This window comes from Streptomyces sp. NPDC058257, from assembly GCF_042881845.1.
Classification (GTDB): Bacteria; Actinomycetota; Actinomycetes; order Streptomycetales; family Streptomycetaceae; genus Streptomyces.
Window position 1 is genome coordinate 102,929 of record NZ_JBHVXJ010000019.1, and the last position, 14,346, is coordinate 117,274.

General features: G+C 70.0%; 9 protein-coding genes. 3 read left to right on the top strand and 6 right to left on the bottom strand.

The genetic code is table 11. The features are described from left to right. Nucleotides 1–268: 268 nt before the first annotated feature. On the top strand, nt 269–1,051 hold the full coding sequence (gene lexA / locus ACFVXC_RS33325; RefSeq protein WP_383270716.1) for a transcriptional repressor LexA: 783 nt from the start codon (nt 269–271) through the stop codon (nt 1,049–1,051). Between the two features lie 100 nt (nt 1,052–1,151). Here the strand turns inward: lexA and ACFVXC_RS33330 are convergent, their stop codons facing one another. The 5 genes from ACFVXC_RS33330 to ACFVXC_RS33350 form a co-directional block, all read right to left on the bottom strand. Continuing rightward, the gene (locus tag ACFVXC_RS33330) at nt 1,152–3,236 is read right to left on the bottom strand and encodes an ATP-dependent DNA helicase (protein WP_389913071.1); all 2,085 of its coding nucleotides are present in this window, start codon (nt 3,234–3,236) and stop codon (nt 1,152–1,154) included. A 40-nt stretch (nt 3,237–3,276) separates the two neighbouring features. Continuing rightward, nucleotides 3,277–5,223, bottom strand: coding sequence for an IucA/IucC family protein (locus ACFVXC_RS33335; protein ID WP_389913074.1), 1,947 nt, complete (start codon nt 5,221–5,223; stop codon nt 3,277–3,279). Nucleotides 5,224–5,294: 71 nt separating this feature from the next. Next, nucleotides 5,295–6,020, bottom strand: a complete 726-nt coding sequence (locus ACFVXC_RS33340) for a GNAT family N-acetyltransferase (protein ID WP_389913077.1) — start codon at nt 6,018–6,020, stop codon at nt 5,295–5,297. A gap of 36 nt (nt 6,021–6,056) precedes the next feature. Beyond that, a complete protein-coding gene (locus ACFVXC_RS33345) occupies nt 6,057–8,015 on the bottom strand; it encodes an IucA/IucC family protein (protein WP_389913080.1) in 1,959 nt (652 codons plus the stop codon). A 97-nt stretch (nt 8,016–8,112) separates the two neighbouring features. Beyond that, complete coding sequence (locus ACFVXC_RS33350; RefSeq protein ID WP_389913083.1) at nt 8,113–9,612, bottom strand: diaminobutyrate--2-oxoglutarate transaminase family protein; 1,500 nt, start codon at nt 9,610–9,612, stop codon at nt 8,113–8,115. A 328-nt stretch (nt 9,613–9,940) separates the two neighbouring features. Between ACFVXC_RS33350 and ACFVXC_RS33355 the strand changes: the two genes are divergently transcribed. Both ACFVXC_RS33355 and ACFVXC_RS33360 read left to right on the top strand, forming a co-directional pair. Further along, complete coding sequence (locus tag ACFVXC_RS33355) at nt 9,941–11,176, top strand: trypsin-like serine peptidase (RefSeq protein WP_389913086.1); 1,236 nt, start codon at nt 9,941–9,943, stop codon at nt 11,174–11,176. Nucleotides 11,177–11,422: 246 nt separating this feature from the next. Continuing rightward, nucleotides 11,423–12,643: a trypsin-like serine peptidase gene (locus ACFVXC_RS33360; protein WP_389913089.1), complete on the top strand. Its 1,221-nt coding sequence runs from the start codon at nt 11,423–11,425 to the stop codon at nt 12,641–12,643. A 142-nt stretch (nt 12,644–12,785) separates the two neighbouring features. On the opposite strand, the gene hflX is transcribed toward ACFVXC_RS33360, so the two are convergent. After that, nucleotides 12,786–14,285: a GTPase HflX gene (gene hflX, locus ACFVXC_RS33365; RefSeq protein ID WP_389913091.1), complete on the bottom strand. Its 1,500-nt coding sequence runs from the start codon at nt 14,283–14,285 to the stop codon at nt 12,786–12,788. Between the last annotated feature and the right edge of the window lie 61 nt (nt 14,286–14,346).

Sequence of the window (14,346 nt, forward strand, 5' to 3'; positions counted from 1 at the left end):
CGCGCCACACAGGAAGGGGGGCGGTGCCGGTCCGACCGGGCGGCGAATGGCAGTATGGGAGCCCCGCCGAGGGGGTCGCGACCTCAGCGGTGAAGCGTACCGTAATCAACCGAAATGCCATTCGGCTCGAACGTTAGCCATACACCCAGACGCATGATCGCAGTAGGCATTCTGCGATTTTTCACTCGAACGTGTGTTTGGCGCAACCTTTCGAAAGCAACTACCGTTGGCTAACTAGGGAGAACATTCTCGAGAGGGGCCGACCGACGTGACCACCACCGCAGACAGCGCCACCATCACCGCCCAGGACCGCCAGAGCCGACTCGAGCCGGTGCATGCCATGAATGACGCAGACACGAACCAGGAGGGCCCCAAGCCCACCCGCTCCCTACCGGGCCGACCTCCTGGAATCCGCGCCGACAGCTCGGGACTCACCGACCGGCAGCGCCGTGTCATCGAGGTCATCAGGGACTCGGTGCAGCGGCGGGGCTACCCGCCGTCGATGCGGGAGATCGGGCAGGCGGTAGGCCTCTCCAGTACCTCGTCGGTCGCCCATCAGCTGATGGCCCTGGAGCGCAAGGGCTTCCTGCGCCGTGACCCGCACCGCCCGCGTGCGTACGAGGTGCGCGGCTCGGACCAGCCGAGCAGCCAGCCCACGGACACGGCAGGCAAGCCCGCCGCTTCGTACGTGCCACTGGTCGGCCGCATCGCCGCCGGTGGTCCGATCCTCGCCGAGGAGTCGGTGGAGGACGTCTTCCCGCTCCCCCGGCAGCTCGTCGGCGACGGTGAGCTGTTCGTCCTCAAGGTCGTCGGCGACTCGATGATCGAGGCCGCGATCTGCGACGGGGACTGGGTGACGGTCCGCCGCCAGCCCGTCGCGGAGAACGGCGACATCGTCGCCGCCATGCTCGACGGCGAGGCGACGGTCAAGCGGTTCAAGCGCGAGGACGGACACGTGTGGTTGCTGCCTCACAACTCCGCGTACCAGCCCATCCCCGGTGACGAGGCGACGATCCTCGGCAAGGTCGTGGCGGTACTGCGGCGGGTGTGAGCCCCCGCCCCTGACCGGGCCCCGGAACCAACTGCGCCGGTTCCGGGGCCCTGCTGCGTCCGAGGGTCGTACGTACGTGCGTCTCAGGGCCGTACGCGAGCTACTCCCCGTCGGCCGAGCCCTCGCTACCGGCCTTGTCCTCCTCTGCGGCCTTGTCCTCCTCTGCGGCCTTGTCCTCCTCTGCGGCCTTGTCCTCCTCTGCGGCCGTGATCGTGACCGTCGCCTTCGCTGCCGCGTCGATCGCGGCCAGGGAACGGCGCGCCTGATTGCGGTCCGTCGTGTACCAGAAATCGGGCAGCGAGGCCTTCAGATAGCTGCCGTAGCGAGCGGTGGCGAGCCGGGGGTCCAGGACGGCGACCACTCCACGGTCCGCCGAGGCCCGCACAAGGCGGCCCGCGCCCTGCGCCATCAAGAGCGCCGCGTGCGTCGCGGCGACGGCCATGAAGCCATTGCCGCCGCCGTCGTCCACCGCCTTCTGGCGCGCGCTCATCAGCGGGTCGTCGGGACGCGGGAAGGGGATCTTGTCCATGACCACCAACTGGCAGCTCGCACCCGGCACGTCGACGCCCTGCCACAACGAAAGCGTCCCGAACAGGCAGGTCTGCGAGTCCGCCGCGAAGTTCTTGATCAGCTCGCCCAGCGTCTCCTCGCCCTGCAGCAGGATGGGCATGTCGAGCCGGCCACGGAGCTCCTCGGCGGCGTTCTGAGCGGCGCGCATGGACGAGAAGAGGCCGAGCGTGCGGCCACCCGCCGCCTCGATCAGTTCGGCCAGCTCATCGATCATGTCGCTGCGCGTGCCCTCGCGGCCGGGCCGGGCCAGATGCTGGGCGACGTACAGAATGCCCTGCCTGCGGTAGTCGAAGGGCGAGCCGACGTCGAGGCCCTTCCAGGCAGGGGCGTCCTCGGACGCGGTGCCCTCGGGGGCGAGCCCCACGGAGGCTCCCACTCCGTTGAAGTCGCCGCCGAGCTTGAGGGTGGCGGACGTGAGGACCACGGAGCGGTCGCTGAAGAGCTTCTCGCGGAGCAGGCCCGACACGGACATGGGCGCCACCCGCAGCGAGGCCCCGAAGCGGTCGTGACGCTCGTACCAGACGACGTCCCACTCGGAGCCGTTCGAGATGCGCTCCGCCACGTCGTGGATCGACTCGACGGACGCGAGTGCCTGCTTACGTACCGAGTCCTCGTCCTGGACCGACTTGTCCCGGGTGGAGCCGAGCGCCGAGATGACCGTGCGGGCTGCGTCACGCAGGGCCATCAGCGCGTACCCGAGATCTTCCGGAACCTCCTCGAGACGGCCGGGGAGTGCCAGCTCCATCACCCGCTCGAAGCCTTCGGACGCGGTCTGGAGCTGATCGGCCGCCTTCTCGTTGACTAGCTTGGCGGCTCGGCGCACCGCGCGGCCGACCTGGCCCGGAGTGAGCTCACCGGTGGCGACGCCGGTGACCCGGGACACCAGCTCATGGGCCTCGTCCACGATCAGCACTTCGTGCTGGGGAAGGACGGGAGCGCCCTCGATGGCGTCGATCGCGAGGAGCGCGTGGTTGGTGACCACCACATCGGAGAGCTTGGCCCGCTCACGCGCCGCCTCGGCGAAGCACTCCGCTCCGTACGCACACTTCGACGCTCCCAGGCACTCCCTGGAGGAGACGGACACCTGGGACCAGGCGCGGTCGGACACGCCGGGAGTGAGGTCGTCCCGGTCGCCGGTCTCGGTCTCGTCCGCCCAGTCGCGCATCCGCAGCAGATCCTGGCCGAGCTTGCTGGAGGGTGCGGCGGCCTCGAACTGGTCGAAGAGGCCCGGCCCCTCCTCCTCTTCCTGCGGCACTCCTTCGTGGAGTCGGTGCAGGCACAAGTAGTTCGAGCGGCCCTTGAGCATGGCGAACTGGGGCCGGCGCCGCAGGAGGGGATGCAGGGCGTCCACCGTCCGCGGCAGGTCACGCTCCACGAGCTGACGCTGCAGCGCGAGCGTGGCGGTCGCGACCACCACACGCTCGCCGTGCGCGAGGGCTGGCACCAGATATCCGAGGGACTTGCCCGTGCCGGTACCGGCCTGGATCAGCAGGTGGGAGCCGTCGTCGATCGCCTCGGCGACGGTCTCGGCCATCGTCACCTGGCCAGGGCGCTCCGTGCCGCCGACGGCGGTGACGGCGGCGTGCAGGAGCTCGGGAAGGGAGGGCTTTGTCATAGCGCGACCACCCTACGGGTCTCCACTGACAATCCTCCGGTCAAGGCTGGTGAAGAGGGTTCGGCACGCTCCCGTGCACGGCGGCGTGCGGGCGTTCGGGGCGGTCCCGGTACCCGTCGAGGTGGAGCCGGTTGCGATTGAGGCACAACCGCTCGATGCGGGGGCTGAGCAGGTCGAACATCTCGTATCTCTCCTTGAGCTGCGGAGCGCGCGCCTGATGGCGGAGGATCTCGGCACGGACGAGGGACCAGAAGACGGTCTCCGAGATGCCCAACTGCTCGTGGCACAGCGGGGCGAGATAGCGGAAGACACCCACGAAGAGCCCCGAGTGGATGAACTGCGTCAGGAAATCGGAACGTTCGGTGAGCAGTACGTCCCGGACGCCGTCCGGCATCGTCGCGTGCTCCGGGAGGGCTTCGGCGCTGACGTTGACGTCGTCGACGAAATCCTTCACCGCGAGCCGGACGGGTACGTCCTTGTCGTCGAAGACGACGATGGCGTTCTCCCCGTGAGGGGAGAACACCGTGCCGTACCGGTACAGGAACTGCAGGAGCGGAGGGAGCAGGGCGGCGAAGAAGTGCCGCAGCCACACCTCGGGGGCCAGGCGCGAGCGCTCGACCAGCTCGGCGACGAAAGCCTTGCCGTGCGGATCGGTGTGCAACAAGGAGGCGAGCGTGCGGGCGCGCTCGTCGGGCGCGAGATACCGGGTGATCGGTTCGCGCCAGATCGCACCGAGCAGTTCCTTGTACTGGTAGGAGACCTCGGGCAGACCCTCGTAGAGCGGATGCTCGACGGTCACCGATGCGACCTCGCCGAGCAGGATCATCCGGCATTCGTCACGCAGGAAGGGGTCCGCGTCGCGCAGCGCGTGCATCCAGGCGGTGACCGCCGGGGCCGCCAGGGTGCGCTCGGTCGGGAGTCCGCGCCACACCAGGGTGTTGAGGATCGACAGCGGCAGCTTGACGGTGTGCCGGTCGGGCCGGGACAGGTTCAGGAACGTACGAATGGACTGCTGGGGCAGCCGCAGGTCGCCGTCGGTGGTGAGGGGGACGATCATTCCCGCGGCGACGGAGGGGGCGAAGAGGGTCAGGACGATGTCGTCCCACTGCCAGGGGTGCACCGGCAAGTAGAGATAGGCATGCGGGTCGAGGCCGCGTGCCCTGAGTATGCCCGCGAAGGACTCCCTTGTCGCGGGGGTGAGTTCACGCGTGTAGAGCTTCTCCGCCGTGTCCAGACCGGTGACGCCCCGGTAGGCGGCGAGGTCGGTGTGGACGGCGATCCAGGGGAGCCGCGCGGTGAGGCGGGCCTCGGGTGCCCAGCGGGCGGTGTCGCTCGCGGAGAAGCCGATGCGCCCCTTGTTGAGGACGAGCCAGGGGTGCCCGGTCTGATGCCCTTCGAGATGCGCGTAGTCGAGGTCGGCGAGCTGCGCCGCGGTGAGGGCGGTCCGGTCGAGCCGGGCGTCGGCGGAGAGCGTGACGGTCAGCTCGCGGATGAGGTGGCCGAGCGTGGCGCCGTCGATTCCCAGGGTGCGGCGGGCCAGGGCGAGGAAACGGAGGGGGTCGCTGAAGGGGAGCGGCGGTCCATCTCCCTCGGCCAGGGCCAGGCTGTCCGGGTCGACGCGCCAACTGCCGTACGAGCCGCGGTGTGCGCGGAAGAGGAGGCAGGGGGCCGCCGCCGGGGGCTCGTGTCCGCCGTCCCCGCCCTGTCCGTGGCCCTCGTGGCCCCCGTGGCCCCCGTCGTCGTCATCGAGACGGAGGCTGTAACCGTCCGTCTTTCCCGGTCCGGCGGGGACGGGCTCGATGATCTCCTCGTAGGCGAACTCACCGACCATTTTCGCGAGGAGGCGGCGCCCCGCCCTCGCCCATCTCTCCGGGGTCAGTTCGGGCGGGTCGTAGAGAGGCGGGTCGTAGAGAGGCGGGTCGTAGAGAGGCGGGTCGTTGGGAACGGTCGGCTCTCGGGGCGTCGGGGGGACGGACGGATTCGGCACGGGAACTCCTCAGGGAGGGAACCGGATCAGGTCGAGCGGGGTACTGAGGGCGAGCGCTGAGGGTGAGCGGGTCAGAGCACTGCGCGCAGGGCCCGGTCACGGACCATGAGCGCCGCGCGCTTGTCGGGGAGATCCACCTCGGCGGAGAAGCGGAAGCCGGCGCTCAGAAAGGCGGAGACGGAGGGGGTGTTGCGGAGGTCGGGTTCTGCGATGACGCGTGCGCACGCGGCCCGATGGTCGAGCACGAGGTCCGCGACCGCCCGCAGCAAGCAGGTGCCGAGCCCCCGTCCGCGGTCGGCGACACCGCCGATGAGGAGGTGGAGACCGGTGTCGTGCGGGCGGGCCGGATAGTGGCGGGCCAGGGCGTCGAGGTCCGCGCGGTAGACCTCCCAGTAGCTCATCGGTGTGCCGTCCAGGACACCGAGGCAGGGGACGCTGCGCCCGTCACCGTCGATCTGGTCGCGCAGATGCGCCTCCGTGACGGCGTCGGGGCCGGCCAGCTCCCAGAACGCCGCCACGGCGGGGTCGTTCATCCACCGGCTGATGAGGGGGAGGTCGCGTTCGACACGTACGGAGACGAGTTGGAAGACACCGGCAGAGGTGGTCGCCGGGCCCCAGCCGGCGACGTTGTCGAGCAGATCGTCGACTGGCTCACTCGCGTCACTCGCGCCGAACAGGGCGATGAGTTCGTCCGGGAGGCGCAGGTCCAGGGTGTCCTGGATGTCGGCCCTGTCGGCGGTGGCGGACTCGGCAGCGGTCTCGGTTCCGGCGTCGGCGCTCGCATCAGGCAGAGGCACGGCGTCGCTCCTCTCAGAAGCGGTGGGTCATCTTCCTCAGGAATGAAGGGGGTTGGCGATGGAGACGTAGACGGACTGGGTGTCGACGGGGCCCTCGAGCTCGTCGAGCCCGCGAAGCCGGGTCAGCAGGTTGGCCTTGCACCGCAGCACGGGTGAGTCGAGAAGCAGGGAGGCCAAGGGTGTACGCAGCGAAGCAGGGCCGGCGGCGACATCGCCGAGGAAGCGGCGGAACGCCGCGAGCAACAGCCTCTCGTCGGCCAGGCATTCGGCACCGAGGGCTCCGATGAGGCCGAGGACGTTGTTGATGCCGAGGTAGTAGGCGAAGCGCTCGTTGGCCACTTCGTCGGACACGAACGTGTCGCTGTGCTCACCGATGCCGGGGAGCCTTCGTTCGAGTTCGGCGCGCCGGGACTCGCGGTAGTAGTAACCCTGATTGTCGCGGTACCGGCCGCCCACCGGCCAGCCGTCGGAGTCGAGCAGCAGGAGTGTGTTCTGCTGGTGGGCCTCCAGGGCGACACCTGCCTCACTGTCCAGCCAGAGCACGGGGCGTACGACGTTCTCCAGGTAGCGCAGGAACCACTCCGTGGCCACGGCTCCCCGCGGACGGCCCGTCCGGCCGGCGAGGCGGGTGACGATCTCGCCGAGCCGGGAGCGCATGGGGGCGCGGTCATGCCCGGTGGACTGCGGTGACGGCCGGGGCGAGACGAGTCCCGCGATGCAGGTGACGTCGTCGCCGGGTCTGAAGGGGTTGTGCCGGATCATGACGTCGAGTCCGGGGACCGGCTCGCCGTCGGGGCCGTCCACGGCGAGCCAGGCCGGGTCGCGGATCACGTCGAATCCCGGGTGGGCCGCCTGCCACCGCTCGGCGAGGCCGCTGCGCAGGAGCCGGTGGACCTCGACGCCTCGGTGGAGTTCCTTACGGAGATTCTCACGACGGGAGTTGGTGATGCGCAGGCCGAGCGAGAGCTTCAGCATGGCTGCGGCGCCCGAGCGGTAGAGGGTGCGCACGGAGGAGGTCGGGTACCACGGTGCGCCGTGGGGGCCGAGGTCCTTGAGGAGTCCGGCTTCCAGGAGAGCGGCGGTCGCGGGGCGGTGCCTGAGCTCACGGATCTGCCACGGGTGCAGGGGCAGGGCGGCGCGGCCTTCCGGCAGCGGCAGGTCCGGGCCCGCGAGGCGGGCGATGAGCTGTTCGGCCGGAAGGGTGCGGCCACGCTCGGTCCAGGCCGAGTCCGCGGCGAGCACGGAGGGTTCGACGGCGAGCCAGTGCAGTGCGAAGGTGCCGCGCAACTCCGGTGAGTAGAGCCGGGACTCGGTGTCGGAGAGTCCTTCGCGGCTCTTCGGGGTGGGGTGCAGGGGGTGGCCGAGGAGCAAGGACTGTTCGGCGGCCAGGAAGAGGTCGGGCTCGTCGCCGGGGTTGTTCCTGCGGTCGGCGATGAAGGTGGCGGTGCGCCGCACCGAGTCGGCGACGCGGCCGACGAGGTCGCCTGCCTCGACTCGCTCGTCACCGTCGCCATCGGTGCTGATGCCGGTGGTGGTGCCGGTACCGGTACCGGCGGCAGTGTTCCGCCGGCCCGTCTCGCGGCCCAGGAGGGCGGCGACGGTGACGGCGTCGGCCGGGGGCGCGCTCTGGGGGCCGTCTTCCAGGTACGGGAGGCCGAACCGGTGCCAGCCCGTGGCCGACCAGTAGTACACGGGGACGAGGAGTGCGGTGCCGCTGGCGTCGAGCGGGATGCGCAGGGCGCCCTGCTCGGGGGCGGGGAAGTTGTTCTCGCGTACCCAGCAGCGCAGGAGGTTCTCGATGGCCGCCACCTGCGCGGCGGTGTACGGGTCCGGGTGCTCCAGGAGGTCGGCGGTCGCGCCTCGCAGTTGCTCGCTCTGCCGGCCTCCCTTCTGCCGGGGGACCGTACCGGGCTCCGCCACCAGCGAGGATTGCTTGCCGCACGCACCTGGGACGTGGGAGTGGGGTGGGCCGTCGGATGCGGGGGTGGCGTTCAAGAGGGCTTCCTTGTGAAGTCGTTCGGGCTCCGGGGTGACGGGCTGGAGCTGTGCTGTTGTCTTCGGGCCGTACACGGGACGGACCTGGTCCGCGTGGCTATCCGCGGTGCGGGCGCGCCGCCGCGGAGATCGCGTCGGCGAGGCGGTCCAGGATCGCGGCCGCCTGCTCGTCCGTAATGGTCAGAGGAGGAAGGAGGCGTACGACGCTGGAGTGCCGTCCGCCCAGCTCGACGATGAGCCCGCGGCGCAGGCACTCTCGTTGCACCTCGGCAGCGAGTGCGGGTGCCGGGGGAAGCGGACGCCTGGCGCGGTCCAGGGCGACGGAGGCGAGGTGGTCGGCGGATCCGGCGGGGTCAGGGAGGTCCGTGGCGCCCGGACCGGGTTGGTCCGCGCCGGCCGTGTCGAACGGGTCCGCGGCAGCCGGGTCCACGAGCTCGACGCCGATCATCAGGCCGCTGCCCCGGACATCGCCGATGCAGGGTTGCTCGGCGGCCAGGGACCGCAGCTGGGTGAGCATGCGGGCGCCCAGGACTCCCGCGCGCTCCGCGAGTCCGTTCTCACGGACGTACGCGAGGGTGGCCGTGCCCGCAGCCATGGCGAGCTGGTTGCCGCGGAAGGTGCCCGCGTGGGCGCCGGGCTGCCAGACGTCGAGGTCGTCGCGGTAGATCACGACGGCCAGGGGCAGACTGCCGCCGATGGCCTTGGACAGCACCATCACGTCCGGGACGACGCCACTGTGCTCGACGGCCCAGAAGGCGCCGGTGCGCCCGACGCCGGTCTGGACCTCGTCCGCGATGAGCGGGATCGAGCGAGCGGCGGTGATCGCGCGCATCCGGCGCAGCCACTGGTCGGGGGCGGGGATCACACCGCCCTCGCCCTGCACCGGTTCGAGGATCATCCCGGCCGGCTGCGGCACTCCCGATTTGGTGTCGTCGAGGAGGCTCTCGGTCCAGCGGGCCGCCAGCTCGGCGCCGCCCGCACCGCCGACGCCGAACGGGCAGCGGTAGTCCTGCGGATAGGGCAGACGCGCGACGCGTACATCCGAAGCGCCGCCGGATGCTTCGAGCGCCCCCGCTGTCATCCCGTGGTAGGCGCCGGTGAAGGCGAGCATGCCGTCGCGCCCGGTGGCCGTACGCACGAGTTTGAGCGCGGCCTCCACCGCGTCCGTACCGGCGGGTCCGCAGAACTGGATCCGCGCCCGGTCGGCGAGTCCTCGGGGCAGCGTGCGGAACAGCTCGGTGGTGAAGGCGTCCTTGACCGGCGTGGCCAGATCGAGGACGTGCAACGGTGCCCCCGAGTCGAGGACTTTCCTGATCGCTTCGAGCACGACCGGGTGGTTGTGCCCGAGGGCCAGGGTCCCCGCACCCGAGAGGCAGTCGAGGTAGCGCTGTCCGTCGGCGCCCTCGATCGTCAGGCCGCGCGCCCGCACCGGCACGATCGGCAGGGCGCGCGCATAGGTGCGCGCCGACGATTCGCGCGCCGCCTGGCGTCGCAGGATCCCCTCGTGCGCTCCCTCTTGTGATCCCTCGTGCGCTCCCTCGTGCGCTGCGGACTGCGCCGCGGAAACCGCCGCGGGCGCCGGCTCGGTCACGGCCACGACTGTTGGTCCTCCCGCTGGGAATGGGCGCTCCCCACTCGATCTGGGCTGCTGCGCCGACGAGTTGGCAGGGGAGATGAACACAGGCCGCCACTCCCCCGTACGTACCAACGACGGAGGCTGCGGAGGAACACGGGTAATCGGAAGATCCTTGCCGTGACGGAACCGTTGCCGTTCCGTCGGCTGTCCCCTACGGCACCGGCATAGTGTGGGGTGCCGTTCATCCGCAGCAGGGTGCGCACCGCCACGCGAGTGCGGTGCTCAACGCGCCGTGCGGCACCGGGTGTCCGGTATGCGAACGATCTCGAAGCCCAGGGGGAATCTCTCTATGCGACCCATACGCCCGCTCAAGACCGCTCGTCGTGGGAGGAGCGCGCGCGGCAGAACCTCCCCCGTGGCGGCCGCTGTCGCCATCGGCGCGGCGCTCGTTCTGACCGCGACGGCCTGTGGCCCGAGCGAGGACAACGCGGGTGACGAGTCGTCCGCGTCCCAGTCCGCCGGCGACGGCAACGACGACGGCAAGGTCAAGATTCCGCAGGACATCCAGGACCGGCTCAAGGAGCACGGCATCGACCTGGACAAGTGGAAGGGCGGGGCCTGGAAGAACTGGAACAAGGACGACTGGCTCCGCGAGGCCGGTGACTACGTCAACCCGATCATCGAAGGCCTGTGGGACTCGGACCGCATGCGGGACGCGGACAAGAACCCCGACCGCGGTGTCGAGGAGAACGACATCTCCGGGGACCAGGGCGTGACCGACCCGACGCCCGAGCCGGTGGAGGCGGCGGCCCTGAAGACGCCGTACGACGCCAGCGCTCCCGCGTCGGGCAAGCTGTTCTTCGACTCGCCCGACGGCTCGATGGTCTGCTCCGCCACCGTCGTCGAGGACCCGGCGCACCCGGGCAAGTCCAACATGGTGTGGACCGCGGGTCACTGCGTGCACGCCGGCGCCAAGGGCGGCTGGTACCGCAACATCGCCTTCGTGCCCTCGTACAACAACACCGGTAAGTCGGTCGACGAGCTGGAGAGCACCCCCAAGGAAGAAGTCGCTCCGCACGGCGTCTGGTGGGGCGACTGGGCGCAGACCTCCGACCAGTGGATCGAGAACGGTGGCCCGACGGGCGGCACGGGCGCGCCGTACGACTTCGCGGTCATCCACGTGACGCCCGAGAAGGGCAGCGAGGGCAAGTCGCTCGAGGAGCAGGTCGGTTCGGCGCTCCCGGTGGACTTCAACGCCAAGGCCGTGCCCCAGATCGCCGACATGACGGCGACCGGCTACCCGGCCGCCCCGCCGTTCGACGGCCAGAAGGCGTTCCAGTGCGCCGACAAGCCGGGCCGGCTCTCGATCAGCAAGCCCGACCCGACGATGTACCGCATCGGCTGCACGATGACCGGTGGTTCGTCCGGTGGCGGCTGGGTCGCCGAGGGCTCGGACGGCAAGCCCGCCCTGGTGTCCAACACCTCCATCGGCCCGGTGACGGCAGGCTGGCTCGCCGGTCCGCGTCTCGGCAAGGAGGCCAAGGGCATCTACGGCGAGGTCAGCAAGAAGTTCGCCGACAAGTAGCCGACGGGTAGTTCGTCGCCGGTAGCCCGTTGCCGGTAGTTCGTCGCCGGTATTCAGGAATCGGTAATCGCCTGGTGTACGAGGCGGGGTCGCCGGAAACCTTCACGACCCCGCCTCCATTCGTCCCCAAACACACAGGCATAGTGAGGTGTCGCGTCGGCGGGAGGCTTCCGGAGCATCCGCGCACACATGACACGTACATGGCAAATTGCAGCATTACACGTTCAATACGGGGGTTACAGCACCATGCACTCCACTCGTGTGCCCTTGGCGCGCAGTCGCGGGCGGCGTCTCGCACTCGCCGCCACCGGACTCGCCGCGACTCTGGCACTTACCGCCACGGCCTGTGGTCCGAGCGACGACAAGGCCAGTGACAAGGCGGACTCCGGCTCCTCCCAAGGCGCGGACGCGGACAAGGGTTCCGACACCGGCTCCGACGCCAAGCTGCCCGCGGACCTCGCCGACAAGCTGAAGAAGCACGGCATCGACCCGGACAAGTGGAAGGACGGGGCCTGGAAGAACTGGAACAAGGACGACTGGCTCCGCGAGTCCAAGGACTTCGTCAACCCGGTCATCGAGGGCCTCTGGAAGCCCGAGCGGATGAAGGACGCCAAGGACCCGAACAAGACGATCGCCGCGAAGGACGCCGCAGCCGACCAGGGCGCGACCGACCCCGAGCCGTCGCCGGTCCAGGCCAAGCGCGAGAAGACGCCCTACCACGAGAACGCCGCCCCGGTCGGCAAGATCTTCTTCGACGCCCCCGAAGGCTCGATGGTCTGCTCCGGCACGGTCGTGAAGGACCCGCGCAACCCGGGCAAGTCCAACCTCGTGTGGACCGCGGGCCACTGCGTGCACGCCGGTTCCGCCGGTGGCTGGTACCGCAACATCACCTTCGTGCCCGCCTACAACGACCTGGGCAAGTCCGAGGCCGAGCTGAGCAACGCGGCACCGCAGGAAGTCGCCCCCTACGGCCAGTACTGGGCCGACTGGGTCTCGACCTCCAACGAGTGGATCGACCAGGGCGCCGCTTCGGGCGGTGCCGGTGCGCCGTACGACTACGCCGTGCTGCACGTGAAGCCGGAGCAGGGATCCAAGTCCCTGGAGGAGACCGTCGGCAACGCGCTCGACGTCGACTTCACGACCCCGGCGACGCAGAGCGTGAGCTCGATGGGTGCCTGGGGCTACCCGGCCGCTCCCCCGTACGACGGCCAGATCATGCACAAGTGCGTCGACAAGCCGGGCCGTCTCTCGCTGACTCCCGCGCAGCCGACGATGTACCGCATCGGCTGCACCATGACCGGTGGTTCGTCCGGCGGCGGCTGGTTCCGGATGGTGGGCGGCAAGACCCAGCTGGTCTCGAACACCTCGATCGGCCCGGCCGAGAACACCTGGCTGGCAGGACCGCAGCTGGGCAAGGGCGCCGAGCAGGTCTACGACATGATGAGCGAGAAGTACGGCTCCAAGTAGCCGCACACGGCGGGCGACCGCCGCACCTCGCGACTCGCACATGACGCGGCGAAGGCCCGCCCCCTACGAGAGGGGGCGGGCCTTCGTCATGTGATCCGCGCGCACTGCACGGTCCGGGCCCGCGTACGGTCCGGGCCCGCGTTCAGCCCGCGACGGGGACGTACGGCGTGAGGTCCGCCGCCAGTTCCTCGTGCACCCGCGCCTTGAGCAGCGTGCCCTCGGCGGTGTGCTCCTCGGAGAGCACCTCGCCCTCGGCGTGCGCCCGCGCGATGAGCTGACCCTGCGTGTACGGAACGAGGGCCTCGATCTCGATCTCGGGCCTCGGCAGCTCGGTGTCGATCAGCGCGAGCAGCTCTTCGATGCCCGCGCCCGTGCGGGCGGAGACCGCGATCGCGTGCTTCTCGTTGCGCAGCAGCCGCTGGAGGACCAGCGGATCGGCCGCGTCGGCCTTGTTGACGATCACGATCTCGGGCACGTCTGTCGCGCCCACATCGCGGATCACCTCGCGCACGGCGGCCAGCTGCTCCTCCGGCACCGGGTGCGAACCGTCCACCACGTGCAGGATCAGGTCGGACTCGCCGACCTCTTCCATGGTGGAGCGGAACGCCTCGACGAGGTGGTGCGGCAGATGCCGTACGAACCCGACGGTGTCGGCCAGGGTGTAGATCCGGCCGCTCGGCGTCTCGGCCCGGCGCACGGTCGGGTCGAGGGTGGCGAACAGGGAGTTCTCCACCAGGACGCCCGCGCCCGTGAGGCGGTTGAGCAGGGAGGACTTGCCCGCGTTCGTGTAACCGGCGATCGCGACCGAGGGCACCTTGTTGCGCTTGCGCTCCTGGCGCTTGATCTCGCGGCCCGTCTTCATCTCCGCGATCTCCCGGCGCATCTTCGCCATCTTCTCGCGGATCCGGCGACGGTCCGTCTCGATCTTGGTCTCACCGGGACCACGCGTCGCCATGCCGCCGCCACCGCTGGAACCGCCGCCGCCCATCTGACGGGAGAGCGACTGACCCCAGCCACGCAGGCGCGGGAGCATGTACTGCATCTGGGCAAGGGCGACCTGCGCCTTGCCCTCTCGGGACTTGGCGTGCTGGGCGAAGATGTCGAGGATCAGGGCGGTCCTGTCGACCACCTTGACCTTGACGACGTCTTCGAGGTGGATCAGCTGGCCGGGGCTCAGCTCGCCGTCACAGACGACGGTGTCGGCGCCGGTCTCGACGACGATGTCGCGCAGCTCCAGAGCCTTGCCGGATCCGATGTACGTGGCCGGGTCGGGCTTGTCGCGGCGCTGGATGACACCGTCGAGCACGAGCGCGCCCGCCGTCTCGGCGAGGGCGGCCAGCTCGGCGACCGAGTTCTCCGCGTCCTGCACCGTGCCCGAGGTCCACACGCCGACCAGCACCACTCGCTCCAGACGGAGCTGTCGGTACTCGACTTCGGTGACGTCCTCGAGCTCGGTGGAGAGGCCGGCGACGCGGCGCAGGGCCGCGCGATCGGAGCGGTCGAACTGCTCGCCGTCCCGGTCTCCGTCGTGTCCGTGGCTCCAGGCGACGTCCTCTTCCATCAGGGCATCGGCCCGAAGACCTTCGGGGTAGTTCTGCGCGAGGCTCTGCGCGTCCTGGGAAGGGGAAGAAGAGGAGGTCATTGGATCCTTAACGTCGATGGGACTCGTCATGGTGGTCAACGCTCCGGGCCGCCCCGAGATT

Excerpts from the sequence above, each read along its gene's own strand:
- ACFVXC_RS33330 (WP_389913071.1), bottom strand. The coding sequence starts at position 3,236 with ATGACAAAGCCCTCCCTTCCCGAGCTCCTGCACGCCGCCGTCACCGCC.
- ACFVXC_RS33355 (WP_389913086.1), top strand. The coding sequence starts at position 9,941 with ATGCGACCCATACGCCCGCTCAAGACCGCTCGTCGTGGGAGGAGCGCG.
- ACFVXC_RS33360 (WP_389913089.1), top strand. The coding sequence starts at position 11,423 with ATGCACTCCACTCGTGTGCCCTTGGCGCGCAGTCGCGGGCGGCGTCTC.
- hflX (WP_389913091.1), bottom strand. The coding sequence starts at position 14,285 with ATGACCTCCTCTTCTTCCCCTTCCCAGGACGCGCAGAGCCTCGCGCAG.